Consider the following 17,431-nt stretch of genomic DNA (forward strand, 5'->3'; position numbering starts at 1 on the left):
AACAGCGTGACTCAATCGCGGCGCGGATGGGCGAGAAAGAATTTCAGCATTTCATCGGCGGCATCGGGGCCCGACGGGTCCGTGTACGAACCGCGCTGACTGCCTCCGGACCATGCGTGACCCGCGCCATGAATCGACCAGTACTCCGCTTCCACGCCGTTCGCCGCGACATGCCGTTGTCGCGTATAGGTGCGCTGGCTGCTCGCCGCGCCGGATTGCGCGCTGACGGTCGTGGTGCCGGCGTCGAAGGAGGCCATGATCTCGGCCGCATTCGACGGATGCACCGTCGCGTCCGCATCGCCATGAAACACGATGAGCGGACGTTGCGGTGCGCCGCGCGCCCGATTGCGTTGCGTCTTGCCGCCTTTCATCGCGCCGAGCGCAGAGGGCAAGTCCTTCGCGCTGCCGTAGGGGAGACCCGAATGCACGCCCGCCGCCGCATAGAGATCGGGCGAAGTCTTCAGCATGATGTCCGCCATCGCACCGCCTGCCGAGAGACCTGCCACATACACGCGCGCCGGATCCACACGATAGCGTCCCATCACCTCGCGCGTGATGCCGGCGATCAACGACGGCTCGCCCTGATCGCGCTGCTGATCGGTGGGCTTGAACCAGTTCCAGCATTTCGAGTGATTGGCCGCATGGGTCTGATTGGGATACACGACGATGAAGCCGTGACGCTCGGCCATTTCGTTCATGCGCGTGCCGGCGGCAAAGTCGTCGGCGTTCTGCGTGCAGCCGTGCAGCATGACGATCAGGGGCAACGGTTCAGCGCTGTAGACAGCCGGCACGTACAGCTTGTATTGGCGTTGTCCGGCCGCGTTGCTGAACATATGCGTGCTGAAGGTGCCTGGCGTGTCGGCGTCGAATGCCGGTGCGGCAGGGGCGCGCGGAACGGGGCTCGCTTGCGTTTGCGCCTGCGTCCACGCTTGCGTCCATTCGTTCACGTTGGGCGGCGTGTACGGGGCTTGTGCGTGGTCCGCGTGGGCCTGATTCGCGTTGTTGCCCGAGAGCGCGCGCTGAACCGCCGCGGTGGCTTCCTGCGGGCCCTTCGTGCGCAATAGCTCGAAGGCGTCTTTCATTGATTTCAGGAAATCTTCGTTCATCTTCATGATGGTTTGCGTTGACCTGTGTGGGGCGTGAATGAGCAAGACGACCGATAGGTCACTGCGTCAGTCACGGTCGTGAGTCGAGTGTCGTGCCTAGCTGATGCGGCCGGCAAGCGCCGCCTTGACCGCGGGCGATGCGTGAAAGGCGCCGAGCACCACCACCGATGCAATCGTGGCCGCCGCGAGTTCCGGTGGCACATCGGCTGCGATGCTGGCGAGGCCGAGCACATGAATGTCGAGTTGTTCGTGCGCGGCTTGCGCCGCTTCGAGATCCTGCCGGGAGAAATGTTGCAGCCCGAGCACGAGGGCGCGTCGCGTCACCGTTTCCGAGACCACCTGCGCATGGATGGCGAGTTGGTTGCGAATCGCCGTGCGGATCAGATCGGTGCGGTTCGAGTAAAAGCCTTCTTCAACCAGAAGATCGATCTGGCCGAGGTCGATCGGACCCAGGTTGATGGTGATTTTTTCGGTCTCGCCGCCTTTGGGGCGGGAGGTGTCGATGAGGCTGAGTTTAGTCATTTGCACTCCGGGAGGCATCTCGAGGCCATCCAATTAACATCCAATGGGATGGTTATACGCCGTTTGGCCGGAGGGGGTCAATGAGAATAAAGGGGGTTCGTTCGGGGGCTAGCGATGACCGAGCGGATGCGAGCGGCGCGTTTTGCGGCGCCGAGCGAGATTGCGGGAGGGAGTGGTTTCGGGGCCGATTGCTGCTGTCTGTGCAGAATCGGCCATTCCGACAGTGGCGCGCGTGTTTGAATGGCGCGCGGCGGGCGCTACCGGTGCGCTCGAACTGGCACCGGTAGGGTGATGCGGTTTTTAAGGGGTGTTGAACGAAACGACGGAGTCTGGCGGAGACTTTTACATCAAAACAATATCGTACTGTTCCTGACTCAAATTCGACTCCACCTGCAGCGACACCGGCTTACCAATAAAATCAATCAACATCGCCAGATGCTGCGACTCTTCCTCGAGAAACAGATCAATCACCTGCTGCGACGCCACCACGCGAAACTCGCGCGGATTGAACTGCCGCGACTCGCGCAGAATCTCGCGCAGCACGTCATAACACACGGTACGCGGCGTCTTGACCTGCCCCTTGCCCTGGCAAACCGGACACGGCTCGCACAGCACATGCGCGAGCGATTCACGCGTACGCTTGCGCGTCATCTCCACCAAACCAAGCTGTGAAAAACCATTCACCGTCACGCGCGTGCGATCGCGCGACAACGCCTTCTTCAATTCACCCAGCACCTGATCGCGATGCTCGACGTTTTCCATATCGATGAAGTCGATGATGATCACGCCGCCCAGATTGCGCAGACGCAATTGCCGCGCAATGGTGTGTGCGGCTTCGAGGTTCGTCTTGAAGATCGTATCGTCGAAGTTGCGCGCGCCGACGTACCCGCCCGTGTTCACGTCGATGGTCGTCATCGCTTCGGTCTGGTCGATCACGAGATACCCGCCCGACTTCAGATCCACCCGCCGCGACAACGCCCGCTGAATTTCCGCCTCGATGTTGTACAGATCGAAGAGCGGCCGCTCGCCGGTGTAGTGGTGCAGTTTCGACGACACCGCCGGCGTGAACTCGGCCGCGAAATCGGCCAGCATCTGATACGTTTCGCGCGAGTCGACCTGAATGCGCGACGTCTCATCGTTGACGAAATCGCGCAGCACGCGCTGCGCGAGATTCAGGTCCTGATACAGCAGGCTCGTGGGCGGCATGCGCTGCCCTTGCGAGATGATCGTCGCCCACGTCTTGCGCAGATACGCGACGTCGCCGGCCAGCTCTTCGCTAGTTGCATCTTCGGCAATGGTGCGCACGATATAGCCGCCTTTTTCATCGGCGGGCAGCACGGCGGTCAGGCGCGCGCGCACGGCTTCACGTTCGGCTTCGCTCTCGATCTTCTGCGAGATGCCGATATGCGGCTCCTGCGGCAGATACACGAGTGTGCGGCCGGCAATGCTCACCTGGGTGGACAGGCGCGCGCCTTTGGTGCCGATCGGATCCTTCACGACCTGCACCATCAGCGTCTGGCCCTCGAAGACGATTTTTTCGATTGGCTGATGCGGCGCCTGATGCTGTGGTTCGCCGGCAATGCGCGGATGCCAGATGTCGGCGACGTGAAGGAACGCGGCGCGTTCAAGACCGATGTCGATGAAAGCGGACTGCATGCCCGGCAAAACGCGTACGACCTTGCCGAGATAGACGTTGCCGACGCGGCCGCGCGACAGCGTTCGTTCGACGTGAAGTTCCTGGACTGCGCCTTGCTGGACCAGCGCGACGCGCGTTTCCTGCGGCGTGACATTGATCAGGATTTCTTCATTCATGGTGTTATTTTAGAAGTCGATGCGCGCTGCACGCAGGAGGGCAGCAGATTCAAAAAGCGGCAAACCCATGATACCTGAATAGGACCCGTCGATATGCTCGATAAACTCCGCGGCGCGCCCCTGCACACCGTACGCGCCCGCTTTGCCGAGCGGCTCGCCGCTCGCCGCATAGCGTCGGATCGCGTCTGCGTGCAGTGCAGCAAAACGCACCTTCGACACGGATAGCGCGGCGGGCAGCAGCGTGCCCTCGGCGTCGACCACGGCCACGGCCGTCAGCACTTCGTGAGCGCGGCCGGAAAGGCGCGTGAGCATCGCGACAGCGTCGTCGGCATCGACGGGCTTGCCGAGAATCGCGTCGTCGATCGTGACGGTTGTGTCCGCAACCAGGATCGGCCGCGCGGCATGACCGCCGGCCACGAGGCGCGCGCGTGCCGCATGCGCCTTGGCGACGCACACCCGCTGCACATAGTCGCGCGCGCGCTCGCCGGGCAACTCGGCTTCGAGTGCTTCGGCGTCTTCATCGGGGCGCGGCAGCAGCAGTTCGAAACGTACGCCGAGCTGTTGCAACAACTCCTGGCGGCGTGGACTTTGCGAAGCGAGGTAGACGAACGGATGCAGCGATGCGGCGGACGTGGACATGAACAGGTCTCGATGAAGCGGATTGCATGGACATGCGACGGGCGCGCCGCGCAATCCCTGCGCCGCCTCGTCCATTCACACGCGATGATAGGGGTGATTTTGCGTGATGGTCCACGCGCGGTAAAGCTGCTCGGCCAGGAGTACGCGGACCATCGCGTGCGGCAAAGTCAGGCTCGAGACGCGCAGCAACATGTCGGCGCGCGCTTTGAGATCGGGGTCGAGACCGTCGGCGCCGCCAATCAGAAACGCCACGTCGCGGCCGTCCTGCTGCCAGCCGGGCAGGGCGCCGGCAAGCTGCATGGTGGTCCAGTCCTTACCGCGCTCGTCGAGCGCGACAATGCGCGCGTTCTTCGGCAACGCGGCTTCGATCTTCAGCCGCTCGGCGGCCATCACGCTTTCCGCCGGCCGTCCCGACGAACGTTGCTCGGGTTTGATCTCGCGCAGTTCGATGCGCAGCTCGGGCGGCATGCGCTTCGCGTATTCGTCGAAGCCGGTGGCGATCCAGTCCGGCATCTTGTGGCCGACGGCGAGGATATGCAGTTTCATTGCGCAAGCATTCGCGAACGATAACGGTGAGTGGGCCGAAGCCCGCTCACTTGCGGCGTGCGGGCGCTTTGCGCGCGGGCTTCTTCACGGCCGGCGCGGCTTCCTCTTCGTCCTCGTCTTCGTCGGGCTCGCTCGAACGCGCACCGCCGAACGGATCCGGCGTGGACAGCTTGATGCGCACCGGCTTGTCGCCCCAGATTTCTTCGAGGTTGTAGTACTGACGCAGGGCCGGCTGCAGGATGTGCACGATCGCGTCGCCGCAATCCACCAGCACCCATTCGCCGATGTCCTCGCCTTCGGTGCTGATGATCTCGCCGCCGTTTTCCTTCACGCTCTCGCGCACGCTCGAAGCGAGCGCTTTGGTTTGCCGGTTCGAGGTGCCGCTCGCGACGATCACGCGATCGAACAGCGCGGTCAGGTGGCTGGTGTTGAACACCTTGATGTCTTGCGCTTTGACGTCTTCGAGAGCGTCGACGATCACGCGTTGCAGTTTGCGAATATCCATGGATTTACCGGTGGTACAGATGATGTTGAAGAATATAGTCCCACACCGCGGTGGGGACATGGCTCGCCGCCTGGTCTTGCTGTTCGCCGCCCGCGAGGGCAAGCCGCTGGTTCACCTGCTCGCGCAGATGCGCGCGAATGTCGGTGGCCGAAACGTTGAACGCAAGCGTCGTATCGATCAGCAAGTGGCCGCAGGGCGTGGCTTGCAGAACGTCGGCGCGGGCACGGCGCGCGTCGATTTCTTGAGCGACCGCCGGCGGAATCGACGTGAGGTCGAAACCGGGCCGGGTGGCCGCGCAGATGTGGGCGAACTCGAACAGGCGCCGCCAGTCGCGCCACGTGTCGAGATGCACCAGTTGATCCGCGCCGATCAGGAGCGCAATGGATGCGTCCTCACCTTCGCGATCACGCCAGCGTTGCAGCGTGTCGATCGTGTAAGTCGGGCCTTCGTGCTCGATTTCGTCGGTCGCGACCCGTACGGTCGTGCCCGGCAGCACCAGTTCGCTCGCCGCCGCGCGCGTCATGGCAAGGCGGTGCACGGCCGGCGACACGTCCGATTTCTGCCAGGGCTGGCCGGCCGGCAACAGCACGAGTTCGGTCAGATGCAGCACATGCGCGAAACGCCGCGCGAGCGCGAGATGGCCGTCGTGGATCGGATCGAAAGTGCCGCCAAGCAGTCCGATCCGGCGAGGCAGGGCGACAGGATGAGCGTTCGGCTTCAGGTGAAGATCCTTTGTCGTGACGATTGGAGCGAGGTGCGGGCGCTGCCCGTCACACCCACTGGCGCGGCACGAGAAAATCGCTGTAAAGACGCGCTTCCGGCGTGCCCGGTTCGGGCTGCCAGTTGTAGCGCCAGTTCACCACAGGCGGCATCGACATCAGGATCGATTCCGTGCGTCCACCGCTCTGCAGCCCGAACAGTGTGCCACGGTCGAAGACCAGATTGAACTCGACGTAGCGCCCGCGCCGGTATGCCTGGAAATCGCGCTCGGCTTGACCGTACGGAATGTTGCGGCGCTTTTCGATGATGGGCAGGTACGCTTTGAGGAACCCGTCGCCCACACTCTTGAGCATCGCGAACGATTGATCGAAGCCCGGCGCCGAGAAATCGTCGAAGAAAATCCCGCCGATACCGCGCGGCTCGTTGCGGTGCTTGAGGAAGAAATACTCGTCGCACCAGCGCTTGAAACTCGGGTACAGGTCCGCGCCGTAAGGCTGCAGCGCGTCGCGGCAGGTGCGATGGAAATGCTGCGCGTCTTCCTCGTAGCCGTAGTACGGCGTCAGATCCATGCCGCCGCCGAACCAGAAGACCGGTTCTTCGCCGGCCTTGGTCGCGACCAGCAAACGCACGTTCATATGCACGGTCGGGCAGTGCGGATTGTGCGGGTGCAGCACGAGCGATACGCCCATCGCTTCGAAACCCCGGCCGGCCAGTTGCGGACGCGCCGCGCTCGCCGAACCCGGCAACGCGTCGCCCGCGACGTCCGAGAAACCAATGCCGGCGCGTTCGAAGAAGTTACCGCCTTCCAGAATCCGTGTGCAGCCGCCGCCACGCAGCTTCTCGCCGGGGGCGCGCTGCCATGTGTCGGTGGCGAACGGCGTGCCGTCGAACGCGCCGAGGGTGTCCGCGATCTGCGTTTGCAGGCCTTGCAGCCAGTTGCGCACGGCCTGTGCGTCGTAGCTCGATTCGGTCATGAATGCAGATGCTGAGGGCGGCACGCTCGTCGTGCCGCGGGTTCGTCGTGAAGGGCGTTGGCCGGGCCCGCGTCAGGTCGGAACCTGCGAAGGCGCGCCTGACGTTTTTTCGCGCCCGGCGAAATGCTCCCGGCTTCGTTCAGCCCGCATGGGCCTGGATCGGCCCACATGGTGCGGTGGGCGCCGGTGTCGCTGCTGAAACCCGCCGCGAAAACCCGCAGTGTAGCGCTGTTGGCGCTGCACGCGGGCGAGCGGGGTAATGGCCTGGTGCGGCGCAGTGCGGCTTAGTGCTTGCCTTCGGTCTTGGCGTCGTGCTTGCGGTTCAACGCACGGTAACCGATGTCGCGCCGGTACTGCATGCCGTCGAACGAGATCTGGTTGATCGTTTCGTACGCGACCGACTGCGCGCTGCGCACCGAATCCGCGAGACCCACCACGCACAGCACGCGGCCGCCCGAGGTGGTCAGCTTGCCGTCCGTCAACGTGGTGCCGGCGTGGAACGTGACCGAATCCGCGGTTTCAGCCGGAATGTCGTTAATGCGGTCACCCTTGCGCGGCGTATCCGGATAGTTGTACGCGGCGAGCACCACGCCGAGCGCGGTGCGGCGATCCCATTCCAGCTCGACCGTATCGAGCGTGCCGGCGATTGCCTGCTCGACCACCTTCGAATAGTCGCCCTTCAGACGCGCCATGATCGGCTGCGTTTCGGGGTCGCCCATGCGGCAGTTGAATTCGAGCGTTTTCGGGTTGCCTTGCGCGTCGATCATCAGACCGGCGTACAGGAAGCCGGTATAGCGGATGCCTTCCTTCTCCATGCCGCGCACCGTCGGCAGGATGATTTCGCGCATCACGCGGGCGTGCAGTTGCGGCGTGACGATCGGCGCGGGCGAGTAGGCGCCCATGCCGCCCGTGTTCGGGCCCTGGTCGCCGTCGAGCAGACGCTTGTGATCCTGGCTCGAAGCGAGCGGCAGCACGTGCTTGCCGTCCACCATCACGATGAAGCTCGCTTCCTCGCCGGCGAGGAATTCCTCGATCACGACACGCGCGCCGGCGTCGCCGAGCTTGTTGTCCGACAGCATCATGTCCACTGCGGCGTGCGCTTCTTCCAGCGTTTGCGCGACCACCACGCCCTTGCCCGCGGCGAGTCCGTCGGCCTTGATGACGATCGGCGCGCCCTTGGCGTCCAGATACGCGTGCGCGGCGGCGACGTCGGCGAAGGTTTCGTATTCGGCGGTCGGAATCGCGTGGCGCTTCATGAACGCCTTCGCGAAGTCTTTCGAGCTTTCGAGCTGGGCGGCTTCTTTGGTCGGCCCGAAAATCTTCAGACCGCGCGAGCGGAACAGATTGACGATGCCGGCCGCGAGCGGCGCTTCCGGCCCGACCAGCGTGAAGGCGATCTGTTCTTTCTCGACGAAATCGGCGAGCGCGGCCGGATCCGTGATGTCGATGTTGCGCAGACGCTCGTCCTGGGCGGTGCCGCCGTTGCCAGGAGCCACGTAGACGAGCTGGACCCGCGGCGATTGCGCGAGCTTCCATGCGAGCGCATGTTCGCGACCGCCGGAACCGACGACGAGTAACTTCATGTGAATCCCCGAGACTTAAAAACCATAAACGGCTGACGCAACATGCTCAGCCGTGCAATGACAACGAGGTTCGCATTGGGCCCGCAGCCAGTAGCGGCGCAGGGCACGATGCGAAGCCGGGTGGAAGCGCGGTGCGTAAGTCGCACTCACGCGCTTCGGCGCTTCAGCAACGACGCGAGGGCCGGCGGCGTGGCGCGGTTCGACGGGAACCGCTGCACTACGCGCCGCCGGGGCACGCTCATTCGTCGGCGATCGCGGCGTTTGTATAGACTTCCTGCACGTCGTCCAGATTCTCCAGCGCGTCGAGCAGCTTCTGCATTTTCACGGCGTCTTCGCCGGTGAACTCGACTTCCGTCTGAGGTTTCATCGTCACCTCGGCCAGTTCGGCCTTAAAGCCGGCGGCTTCGAGCGTGGACTTCACCTTCGGGAAATCGTTCGGCGGGCACAGCACCTCGATACTGCCGTCTTCATTCGTGACGACGTCGTCAGCGCCGGCTTCGAGCGCGGCTTCCATCAGCTTGTCTTCCGGCGTGCCGGGCGCGAACAGGAACTGGCCAACGTGATCGAACATGAACGACACCGAGCCGTCCGTGCCCATGTTGCCGCCGTTCTTCGAGAACGCGTGACGCACTTCCGCCACGGTACGCGTGCGGTTGTCAGTCATGGTGTCCACGATCACCGCCGCGCCGCCAATGCCGTAGCCTTCGTAGCGGATTTCCTCGTAGCTTGCGCCGTCCACGCCGCCCACGCCACGCTGGATCGCGCGGTTGACGTTATCTTTGGGCATGTTGGCGTCGTACGCCTTTTCGACGGCGAGCCGCAGACGCGGGTTCGAGTCGATGTCGCCGCCGCCCATGCGCGCCGCGACCTGAATTTCCTTGATGAGCCGCGTCCAGACCTTGCCGCGCTTGGCGTCGGCCGCTGCTTTCTTATGCTTGATGTTGGCCCATTTCGAATGACCCGCCATACCTTTCTCCGTCGCGCGCGCCAGTGGGGCGCACGCAGTGTGCAATTGTCGTTGCGATGCCGGGCGCTGACGCGTTCTGCGTTTGTGCGCCGCGATGTCAATCCGCCCGGTGCTTAACTGTCCGGGTCAACCATTCGTGGCTACCCGTCTCGCGCCTCGCCACGCCCGGCCGGACCCGGCTAGCGGGACCGCAGGTCGGCAGCGCGGTTGGGACAGGGCGATCTGGCCAGACCCCACGCGACAAATGCCGCGCCGGCCTGCCGGGCCCCGCGAAAGGCGCGGTGCGCCAGGCGGTGGTGCAAGTTGAGCCGCTCTTTGAGCGGATTCGAATTTTATCACGCCGCAAGGGTGCGGCAGAGGGCGAGATAGCCGCAAACGACGCGAAAAGTGCGCGGCGGCGGCCTTGGCCGCACGCCGTCGTGCGCTTTTCAGGCCGCTTTCAGTTCTAGTTCTTCGTGCCGAACAGGCGGTCGCCGGCGTCGCCGAGACCCGGGACGATATAGGCGTGCTCGTTCAGATGCGAATCGAGCGAGGCGACATACAGCTTGACGTCCGGGTGGGCGTCCTGGAACACCTGCACGCCTTCGGGCGCGGCAACCAGCGCGAGGAACAGGATGTTTTCGCCCGCCACGTTGCGGCGCTTGAGCACGTCGACCGCGTGCACGGCGGAATAGCCGGTCGCGACCATCGGATCGCACAGAATGAACACGCGATCTTCGAGGTCGGGCAGGCGCACCAGATATTCGACAGGGCGATGGTCTTCAGCGCGATACACGCCGATGTGGCCCACCCGCGCCGACGGCACCAGTTCCAGCAGGCCGTCCGACATGCCGATGCCGGCGCGCAGCACCGGCACGATCGCCAGCTTCTTGCCGGCGATCACCGGCGCGTCGATCTCGACGAGCGGCGTGGTCAGGCGGCGCGTGGTCATGGGCAGGTTGCGGGTGATTTCGTAGCCCATCAGCAGCGTGATTTCACGCAGCAGTTCGCGGAACGTGCGGGTCGAGGTGTCCCGGTCGCGCATATGCGACAGCTTGTGCTGGATCAGCGGGTGATCGAGGATGAAGAGATTGGGGAAACGGCTGTCCTGAGTCATGGCGGGGGCGCAAGCGGCGGCTAGAGGGATCGGTTCGGCGCGCCGCATGGCCGGGGGGCCGGCTGGCTGGCGGACGCGCCACGGCGCAAGTTTACCGAAAGAGTGCGCTCCGAAGATACCGGAGATTGCAGCGAGCCGGCGCAGTCCGGCACCGATTCTTCTAGAATCGGGGGAAACTTCGCCACGGGAGCCCGCCGGACCCGGCGCTTCGAGCGAGACTCACGAGCGGGGAAAAAGCTGAGGCCGCCTGGCGCTTTCTCACGACGCACAACTTCACGAGGTGAATACACATGGACATGGGAATCGCAGGACGCACCGCGCTGGTCTGCGCGGCCAGCAAGGGACTCGGCCGCGGCTGCGCGGAAGCGCTCGCCGCCGAGGGCGTCAATCTGACGATCGTCGCGCGCACCGCCGAGACGCTCGAAGCCACCGCGGCGGAGATCCGCCAGCAAAGCGGCGTGGAAGTGAAGACGGTGGCCTGCGACATCACCACGCCCGAAGGCCGCGCCGCGGCGCTCGCCGCCTGTCCGCAGCCGGACATTCTGGTGAATAACGCGGGTGGTCCGCCGCCGGGCGACTTCCGCAACTTCACGCATGAAGACTGGATCCGCGCGCTGGAGAGCAACATGCTCACGCCAATCGAGCTGATTCGCGCAACCATCGACTCGATGAGCGAGCGCGGCTATGGGCGTATCGTCAACATCACGAGTTCCGCGGTGAAGGCGCCGATCGACGTGCTCGGGTTATCCAACGGCGCGCGTTCGGGGCTGACCGGCTTCGTCGCGGGCCTCGCGCGCAAGGTCGCGCCCACCGGTGTGACCATCAACAACCTGCTGCCGGGTATTTTCGACACCGACCGCATTGCCGTGACCTTCGCGGCGCAGGCCAAGTCGCAAAACATTTCCGTCGACGACGCCCGCAAGCAGCGCATGAAGACGATCCCCGCCGGCCGTTTCGGCAACCGCGACGAATTCGGCCGCGCCTGTGCGTTCCTGTGCAGCGTGCATGCCGGCTACATTACCGGGCAGAACTGGCTGATCGACGGCGGCGCCTATCCGGGCACGTTCTGATCCGCAACTGCGGCAGTTCCATCATCACTACAACAACGACAATCACAACGGTTTCAGGAGTCTTTCGTCATGACCACCCGTATCGCGCTGATCGCGCACGATCATAAAAAGGACGACATCGTCAAACTGGCCGGCGAATACGTCGACACGCTCAGGCGTTGCAACATCGTGGCGACCGGCACGACCGGCGGGCGCATCGCCGACGCGCATGGCCTCGCGGTCGAGCGGATGCTGTCCGGCCCGCACGGCGGCGACCTGCAGATCGGCGCGCAACTCGCGGAAGGACGCGTGGACATGGTGATCTTCCTGCGCGACCCGATGACACCGCAGCCGCACGAGCCGGACATCAACGCCCTGGTGCGCGCGTGCGACGTGCACAACATTCCGTGCGCGACCAACATTTCGACCGCGCGCATGGTGCTCGATTCGCTGACCTTGCGCCTCACGCAACAGGTCTGAGACCAGCGGCATCGCACGCGCGGCACGCTCCAATTCCAACCCAACCCCAAGGAGACATGATGGTCAAAGCAATCCGATTCGATAAAACCGGCGGCCCGGAGGTCATGAAGTGGGTCGACGTCGAAGTCGGCGAGCCGGGCGCGGGCGAGATCCGCGTCAAACAGACGGCGGTTGGACTCAACTACATCGACGTGTACTTCCGCACGGGCCTGTATCCGTTGCCGCTGCCAGGCGGTCTCGGCATGGAGGCGGCCGGCGAGGTGACGGCGCTCGGCGCGGGCGTGACCGGCCTCGAGGTGGGCGATCGCATTGCCTACGTGGCGCGTCCGCCCGGCGCGTACACGCAGGAGCGTGTGCTGCAGGCCGCGCAGGTCGTGAAGGTGCCCGATGCCCTGAGCGACGAGCAGGCCGCCTCGGTGATGCTGCAAGGCCTGACCGCGCAATATCTCCTGCGTCGCACGTATCCGGTGAAGGCCGGCGACACGATCCTGATTCAGGCCGCGGCGGGCGGCGTCGGCCTGCTGGTGTGCCAATGGGCGAAGGCGCTCGGCGCGACGGTGATCGGCACGGTCGGCTCGGATGAAAAAGCGCAGATCGCCACGGCGCACGGTTGCGACCACGCGATCGTCTACACGCGCGAGAACTTCACCAAGCGCGTGCGCGAGATCACCAACGGCGCGGGCGTGCCGGTGGTATACGACTCGATCGGTAAAGACACGTTTGCGGGCTCGCTCGATTGCCTCGCGCCGCTCGGCATGTTCGTGAGCTTCGGCAACGCGTCGGGGCCGTTGCCGCCGATCGACTCTTCTGAATTCGCCGGGCGTGGTTCGCTGTTCTTTACGCGTCCGACGCTCTTCACCTATATCGCCAAACGCAGCGACTACGAGGCGATGTCCGCCGAGCTATTCGACATGCTGGTGTCGGGCAAGGTGAAGACGAGCATCAATCAGCGTTACGCGCTGGCGGATGTCGGAAAAGCGCACGCGGATCTCGAAGGACGCCGCACCACGGGCTCAACGGTTCTGTTGCCGTGAGGCGTCGCGGCATAAACGTGCCGTCAGCCCTATAAAAACCGCGCGATCCTCGAAGTCGCGCTCGGCGCACTGGAAAAGCCGGCACGTCATGCGGTAAACCCATGCCAGGCATGCACAAGGCCGTTCCATCTTGCGATGGAACGGCCTTTCCCGTTTACGCGATTTTTATACACGCCCTCCCATCTTTGACCAGCCCTTTACGCGGTTCGGCATAACGTTGCACCCATCCAAAGTCCGTGTAATGGAGAACAAAAATGGATGTGCTGTATGTCGGGGGCCTGGTGCTGTTCGCCGCACTGACCTTTGCGTTAATTGCCGGCTGCGAGAAGTTGATGCAGTTCCGCCGTGGTCAGGGAGCGCGCTCATGAGCTGGATTCTCTGGTTGTCCGGTGCGGCGACCGCGCTGCTGTTCGTCTACCTGGTCTATGCGCTGCTGCGCGCGGAGGACATTGAATGAACTCGAACAATGTCCTGCAAGCGGGCCTGTTCATCGTCGTGCTGCTGGCAGCCGCGGTGCCGATGGCCCGTTATCTGAGCGCCGTGATGGACGGCAGCTCGCGCGTGGTGCGCCTCGGCGGTCCCGTCGAACGCTTGCTGTATCGCATCGCGGGCGTCGATCCTTCCACGGAAATGAGCTGGAAGCACTACGCGATCGCCACGATCGCGTTCAACACGCTCGGCGTGGCGTTTCTCTATGTACTGTTGCGCGTGCAAGGCTGGCTGCCGGGCAACCCGCAACAGTTCGGCCCGATGACGGTGGACGGCGCGTTCAACACGGCAGTCAGTTTCGTGACCAACACGAACTGGCAGGATTACACGCCGGAACAAACCGTCGGCTATCTCACGCAAATGCTCGGTTTCACCGTGCAGAACTTCTTCTCGGCCGCCACGGGCATCGTGGTGGTGATCGCGTTGATTCGCGGCTTTGCGCGCCACACCGCGCAAACCATCGGCAATTTCTGGGTCGACCTGACGCGCGTGACGCTCTACGTGCTGCTGCCCATGTCGGCGATCATCGCGGCGCTGTTGATGAGCCAGGGCGTGATCCAGAACTTCAAGTCGTATGAAGACGTGCCGACCTTGCAGACCACCACCTATGCCGCGCCGAAGCTCGACGCACAAGGCAATCCGGTGAAGGACGCGAAGGGCAATCCGGTGACGGTCGATACGCCGGTGAAGACGCAAACGCTCGCCATGGGTCCGGTTGCATCGCAGGAAGCGATCAAGATGCTGGGCACTAACGGCGGCGGCTTCTTTAACGGCAACTCGGCGCATCCGTTTGAAAACCCGACGCCGTTCTCGAACTTCCTGCAGATCTTCTCGATCCTGCTCATCCCGGCGGCGCTGGCGCTGGTGTTCGGTCGCATGATCGCGGACCGCCGGCAAGGCGTGGCCGTGCTCGCCGCCATGACGATCGCTTTCGCGGTTTGCGTGTTCGGCGAAATCAGCGCGGAGCAGACCGGCAATCCGGCCATCGCCGCATTGCACGTCGATCAATCGGCCAATGCGTTGCAGTCGGGCGGCAATGCGGAAGGCAAGGAAACGCGCTTCGGCATCGCGCAGTCGGGCATCTTCACGGTTGCGACCACTGCGGCTTCGTGCGGCGCGGTCGCCAACACGCACGATTCGCTCACCCCGATCGGCGGCCTGTATCCGATGCTGCTGATGCAACTGGGCGAAGTGATCTTCGGCGGCGTGGGTTCCGGTATGTACGGGATGCTCGTGTTCGCGCTGCTGGCCGTGTTCGTGGCGGGCCTGATGATCGGTCGCACGCCGGAATACGTCGGCAAGAAGATCGAAGCGTACGAGATGAAGATGGTGTCGATCGTCGTGCTGCTCACGCCGCTGCTGGTGCTGGTGGGCACCTCGATCGCGGTGTTGAGCGACGCGGGCAAGGCCGGCATTCTCAACCCCGGCGCGCACGGTTTCTCTGAAATCCTCTACGCGTTCAGCTCGGCCGCCAACAACAACGGCAGCGCGTTCGCGGGCCTCACCGTGGGCACGCCGTTCTACAACTGGCTCACGGCGATTGCGATGTGGTTCGGCCGCTTCGGCACGATCGTTCCGGTGCTCGCGATTGCCGGCTCGCTCGCCGCGAAAAAGCGCATCGGCGTGACCGGCGGCACGCTGCCCACGCATGGACCGCTGTTCGTCGTGCTGCTGCTCGGCACGGTGCTGCTGGTCGGCGCGCTGACTTATGTGCCTGCGCTCGCGCTGGGTCCTGGTGTCGAACATCTGATGATGATGGGCGCCCATTGAGACCCGCGATGAAAACGAGTGATCACGCGCAAACGGGAAATTCGAGGATTCAATGACTGAACATAATGCAACCAGGTCCATGTTCGACCCGGCGCTGGTGCGCCCGGCGATCGTGGACTCCTTCAAGAAGCTCACGCCGCGCACGCAGTTCCGCAATCCGGTGATGTTCTGCGTGTACGTGGGCAGCATTCTCACCACCATTCTCTGGATCGCCGCGCTCGGCGGCCAGGCCGAGGCGCCCGCGGGCTTCATTCTCGCGGTCACCTTGTGGCTGTGGTTCACGGTGCTGTTCGCCAACTTCGCGGAAGCGCTCGCCGAAGGCCGTTCGAAGGCCCAGGCGGCGTCGCTGCGCAGCGCGAAGAAAGACGTGATGGCCAAGAAGCTGAACGAGCCGCATCCGAAGTCGCCGATCCGCATTGTGACGGCTTCCGACCTGCGCAAGGGCGACGTCGTGCTGGTCGAAACCGGCGACGTGATTCCGGCCGACGGCGAAGTGGTCGAAGGTGTCGCGTCGGTCGACGAATCGGCGATCACGGGTGAATCCGCACCGGTGATCCGCGAGTCGGGCGGCGACTTTTCGTCGGTGACGGGCGGCACGCGCGTGCTGTCGGACTGGATCGTGGTGCGCGTCACGGCGAACCCGGGCGAGGCGTTCCTCGACCGCATGATCGCGATGGTGGAAGGCGCGAAGCGTCAGAAGACGCCGAACGAAATCGCGCTGACCATTTTGCTGGTCGCGTTGACGATCGTCATGCTGTTGGCCACCGCCACGCTGCTGCCGTTCTCGATGTTCTCGGTCGAAGCGGCGAAGGCCGGCCACGTGGTGACGATCACCGCGCTGGTCGCGTTGCTTGTGTGTCTGATTCCGACCACCATCGGCGGGTTGTTGTCCGCGATCGGCGTGGCCGGCATGAGCCGCATGATGCAGGCCAACGTGATCGCCACCTCGGGTCGCGCGGTGGAAGCCGCCGGCGACGTCGACGTGCTGCTGCTCGACAAAACCGGCACCATCACGCTGGGCAATCGCCAGGCGTCGCAATTCGTGCCCGCGCCGGGCTTGACGGAAGAAGCGCTCGCGGACGCGGCGCAACTCTCGTCGCTCGCCGATGAAACGCCGGAAGGCCGCAGTATCGTCGTGCTGGCGAAACAGCGCTTCAATATCCGTCAACGCGATATGGCGTCGCTGCATGCCGTGTTCCTCGCGTTCACCGCGCAAACGCGCATGAGCGGCGTCGATCTGCCGGGCCGTGAAATCCGCAAGGGCGCGGCCGACGCGGTGAAGAACTATGTCGAAGCCAACGGCGGACGTTTCCCGAACGAAGTCAGCAACGCGGTCGCCGAAGTCGCGCGCCGCGGCAGCACGCCGCTCGTGGTCGCGGAGAAGGGCGAGCAGGGCGCGCGCGTGCTCGGCGTGATCGAGTTGAAGGACGTGGTGAAGGGCGGCATTAAGGAACGTTTCGCCGAACTGCGCAAGATGGGTATCAAGACCATCATGGTGACAGGCGACAACCGCTTGACCGCCGCCGCGATCGCCGCTGAAGCTGGCGTCGACGATTTCCTCGCCGAAGCCACGCCGGAAGCGAAGCTCTCCACGATCCGCGCGCACCAGGCCGAAGGCCGCCTCGTCGCGATGACAGGCGACGGCACCAACGACGCCCCGGCGCTCGCGCAGGCCGACGTCGCGGTGGCGATGAACACCGGCACGCAGGCCGCGAAGGAAGCGGGCAACATGGTCGATCTCGACTCGAATCCGACCAAGCTGATCGAGATCGTCGAGATCGGCAAGCAGATGCTGATGACGCGCGGCTCACTCACCACGTTCTCGATCGCCAACGACGTCGCCAAATACTTCGCGATCATTCCGGCCGCGTTCGCCACGACCTATCCGGCGCTGAACGCGCTGAACGTGATGCACCTGGCCACGCCGGCTTCGGCGATCATGTCGGCGGTGATCTTCAACGCGCTGATCATCGTGCTGCTCATTCCGCTGGCGCTCAAGGGCGTGCGTTATCGCGCGCTGGGTGCGGCGATCCTGCTGCGCCGCAATCTGCTCATTTACGGTTTGGGCGGGATCATCGTGCCGTTCATCGGCATCAAGCTGATCGATATGGTGCTGGCCGCGTTCGGTTGGGTCTGAGC

18 protein-coding genes are annotated in these 17,431 nt (G+C 64.1%); 7 read left to right on the forward strand and 11 right to left on the reverse strand.

Annotated features, from left to right (window positions below):
- Positions 1 to 11 precede the first annotated feature (11 nt).
- The 11 genes from P0D70_RS05655 to upp form a co-directional block, all read right to left on the reverse strand.
- Positions 12 to 1,112, reverse strand: a complete 1,101-nt coding sequence (locus tag P0D70_RS05655) for an extracellular catalytic domain type 1 short-chain-length polyhydroxyalkanoate depolymerase (RefSeq protein ID WP_408183413.1) — start codon at positions 1,110 to 1,112, stop codon at positions 12 to 14.
- A gap of 90 nt (positions 1,113 to 1,202) precedes the next feature.
- Positions 1,203 to 1,628, reverse strand: coding sequence for a ribbon-helix-helix domain-containing protein (locus tag P0D70_RS05660; protein ID WP_091796013.1), 426 nt, complete (start codon positions 1,626 to 1,628; stop codon positions 1,203 to 1,205).
- Between the two features lie 342 nt (positions 1,629 to 1,970).
- Positions 1,971 to 3,440, reverse strand: a complete 1,470-nt coding sequence (gene rng, locus P0D70_RS05665; protein WP_111930459.1) for a ribonuclease G — start codon at positions 3,438 to 3,440, stop codon at positions 1,971 to 1,973.
- Between the two features lie 9 nt (positions 3,441 to 3,449).
- Positions 3,450 to 4,079 carry a Maf family protein gene (locus P0D70_RS05670; protein ID WP_091800681.1) on the reverse strand — a complete coding sequence of 210 codons (630 nt, stop codon included), beginning with the start codon at positions 4,077 to 4,079 and terminating at the stop codon, positions 3,450 to 3,452.
- A gap of 75 nt (positions 4,080 to 4,154) precedes the next feature.
- Positions 4,155 to 4,625: a 23S rRNA (pseudouridine(1915)-N(3))-methyltransferase RlmH gene (rlmH, locus tag P0D70_RS05675; protein WP_091795971.1), complete on the reverse strand. Its 471-nt coding sequence runs from the start codon at positions 4,623 to 4,625 to the stop codon at positions 4,155 to 4,157.
- A gap of 46 nt (positions 4,626 to 4,671) precedes the next feature.
- A complete protein-coding gene (gene rsfS / locus P0D70_RS05680) occupies positions 4,672 to 5,130 on the reverse strand; it encodes a ribosome silencing factor (protein ID WP_091795967.1) in 459 nt (152 codons plus the stop codon).
- A 4-nt stretch (positions 5,131 to 5,134) separates the two neighbouring features.
- The gene (locus P0D70_RS05685; RefSeq protein WP_408183562.1) at positions 5,135 to 5,851 is read right to left on the reverse strand and encodes a nicotinate-nucleotide adenylyltransferase; all 717 of its coding nucleotides are present in this window, start codon (positions 5,849 to 5,851) and stop codon (positions 5,135 to 5,137) included.
- A 49-nt stretch (positions 5,852 to 5,900) separates the two neighbouring features.
- Positions 5,901 to 6,824: an oxygen-dependent coproporphyrinogen oxidase gene (hemF, locus tag P0D70_RS05690; protein ID WP_408183419.1), complete on the reverse strand. Its 924-nt coding sequence runs from the start codon at positions 6,822 to 6,824 to the stop codon at positions 5,901 to 5,903.
- A 284-nt stretch (positions 6,825 to 7,108) separates the two neighbouring features.
- A complete protein-coding gene (gene purD, locus P0D70_RS05695; protein ID WP_408183421.1) occupies positions 7,109 to 8,407 on the reverse strand; it encodes a phosphoribosylamine--glycine ligase in 1,299 nt (432 codons plus the stop codon).
- A 238-nt stretch (positions 8,408 to 8,645) separates the two neighbouring features.
- Positions 8,646 to 9,374 (reverse strand): YebC/PmpR family DNA-binding transcriptional regulator, encoded by a 729-nt coding sequence (locus P0D70_RS05700; RefSeq protein WP_408183424.1) that lies wholly within the window; start codon positions 9,372 to 9,374, stop codon positions 8,646 to 8,648.
- A 445-nt stretch (positions 9,375 to 9,819) separates the two neighbouring features.
- Positions 9,820 to 10,470 (reverse strand): uracil phosphoribosyltransferase, encoded by a 651-nt coding sequence (gene upp, locus P0D70_RS05705; RefSeq protein WP_011487457.1) that lies wholly within the window; start codon positions 10,468 to 10,470, stop codon positions 9,820 to 9,822.
- Between the two features lie 290 nt (positions 10,471 to 10,760).
- On the opposite strand from upp, the gene P0D70_RS05710 reads away from it, so the two are divergent.
- The 7 genes from P0D70_RS05710 (at position 10,761) to kdpB (ending at position 17,429) form a co-directional block, all read left to right on the forward strand.
- A complete protein-coding gene (locus P0D70_RS05710; RefSeq protein WP_091795954.1) occupies positions 10,761 to 11,540 on the forward strand; it encodes an SDR family oxidoreductase in 780 nt (259 codons plus the stop codon).
- Between the two features lie 69 nt (positions 11,541 to 11,609).
- Entirely contained in the window at positions 11,610 to 11,999 is a 390-nt protein-coding gene (locus P0D70_RS05715) for a methylglyoxal synthase (RefSeq protein ID WP_091795951.1), read from the forward strand.
- A 59-nt stretch (positions 12,000 to 12,058) separates the two neighbouring features.
- The gene (locus P0D70_RS05720) at positions 12,059 to 13,033 is read left to right on the forward strand and encodes a quinone oxidoreductase family protein (protein WP_408183564.1); all 975 of its coding nucleotides are present in this window, start codon (positions 12,059 to 12,061) and stop codon (positions 13,031 to 13,033) included.
- Between the two features lie 254 nt (positions 13,034 to 13,287).
- A complete protein-coding gene (locus P0D70_RS05725; protein WP_007175652.1) occupies positions 13,288 to 13,401 on the forward strand; it encodes a hypothetical protein in 114 nt (37 codons plus the stop codon).
- On the forward strand, positions 13,398 to 13,490 hold the full coding sequence (gene kdpF, locus P0D70_RS05730) for a K(+)-transporting ATPase subunit F (protein WP_091795945.1): 93 nt from the start codon (positions 13,398 to 13,400) through the stop codon (positions 13,488 to 13,490). The genes P0D70_RS05725 and kdpF overlap by 4 nt, the downstream gene beginning before the upstream one ends.
- The gene (gene kdpA / locus P0D70_RS05735; protein WP_408183430.1) at positions 13,487 to 15,292 is read left to right on the forward strand and encodes a potassium-transporting ATPase subunit KdpA; all 1,806 of its coding nucleotides are present in this window, start codon (positions 13,487 to 13,489) and stop codon (positions 15,290 to 15,292) included. The genes kdpF and kdpA overlap by 4 nt, the downstream gene beginning before the upstream one ends.
- 52 nt (positions 15,293 to 15,344) lie before the next feature.
- A complete protein-coding gene (kdpB, locus tag P0D70_RS05740) occupies positions 15,345 to 17,429 on the forward strand; it encodes a potassium-transporting ATPase subunit KdpB (protein WP_091795941.1) in 2,085 nt (694 codons plus the stop codon).
- The last annotated feature ends 2 nt before the right edge of the window (positions 17,430 to 17,431 follow it).

This window comes from Paraburkholderia sp. RL17-381-BIF-C (assembly GCF_046026435.1).
GTDB lineage: Bacteria > Pseudomonadota > Gammaproteobacteria > Burkholderiales > Burkholderiaceae > Paraburkholderia.

What these genes read in the sequence shown, in the direction of transcription:
- P0D70_RS05655 (WP_408183413.1), bottom strand. Translation starts at nt 1,112, where the DNA reads ATGAAGATGAACGAAGATTTCCTGAAATCAATGAAAGACGCCTTCGAG.
- P0D70_RS05660 (WP_091796013.1), bottom strand. Translation starts at nt 1,628, where the DNA reads ATGACTAAACTCAGCCTCATCGACACCTCCCGCCCCAAAGGCGGCGAG.
- rng (WP_111930459.1), bottom strand. Translation starts at nt 3,440, where the DNA reads ATGAATGAAGAAATCCTGATCAATGTCACGCCGCAGGAAACGCGCGTC.
- P0D70_RS05670 (WP_091800681.1), bottom strand. Translation starts at nt 4,079, where the DNA reads ATGTCCACGTCCGCCGCATCGCTGCATCCGTTCGTCTACCTCGCTTCG.
- rlmH (WP_091795971.1), bottom strand. Translation starts at nt 4,625, where the DNA reads ATGAAACTGCATATCCTCGCCGTCGGCCACAAGATGCCGGACTGGATC.
- rsfS (WP_091795967.1), bottom strand. Translation starts at nt 5,130, where the DNA reads ATGGATATTCGCAAACTGCAACGCGTGATCGTCGACGCTCTCGAAGAC.
- hemF (WP_408183419.1), bottom strand. Translation starts at nt 6,824, where the DNA reads ATGACCGAATCGAGCTACGACGCACAGGCCGTGCGCAACTGGCTGCAA.
- purD (WP_408183421.1), bottom strand. Translation starts at nt 8,407, where the DNA reads ATGAAGTTACTCGTCGTCGGTTCCGGCGGTCGCGAACATGCGCTCGCA.
- P0D70_RS05700 (WP_408183424.1), bottom strand. Translation starts at nt 9,374, where the DNA reads ATGGCGGGTCATTCGAAATGGGCCAACATCAAGCATAAGAAAGCAGCG.
- upp (WP_011487457.1), bottom strand. Translation starts at nt 10,470, where the DNA reads ATGACTCAGGACAGCCGTTTCCCCAATCTCTTCATCCTCGATCACCCG.
- P0D70_RS05710 (WP_091795954.1), top strand. Translation starts at nt 10,761, where the DNA reads ATGGACATGGGAATCGCAGGACGCACCGCGCTGGTCTGCGCGGCCAGC.
- P0D70_RS05715 (WP_091795951.1), top strand. Translation starts at nt 11,610, where the DNA reads ATGACCACCCGTATCGCGCTGATCGCGCACGATCATAAAAAGGACGAC.
- P0D70_RS05720 (WP_408183564.1), top strand. Translation starts at nt 12,059, where the DNA reads ATGGTCAAAGCAATCCGATTCGATAAAACCGGCGGCCCGGAGGTCATG.
- P0D70_RS05725 (WP_007175652.1), top strand. Translation starts at nt 13,288, where the DNA reads ATGGATGTGCTGTATGTCGGGGGCCTGGTGCTGTTCGCCGCACTGACC.
- kdpF (WP_091795945.1), top strand. Translation starts at nt 13,398, where the DNA reads ATGAGCTGGATTCTCTGGTTGTCCGGTGCGGCGACCGCGCTGCTGTTC.
- kdpA (WP_408183430.1), top strand. Translation starts at nt 13,487, where the DNA reads ATGAACTCGAACAATGTCCTGCAAGCGGGCCTGTTCATCGTCGTGCTG.
- kdpB (WP_091795941.1), top strand. Translation starts at nt 15,345, where the DNA reads ATGACTGAACATAATGCAACCAGGTCCATGTTCGACCCGGCGCTGGTG.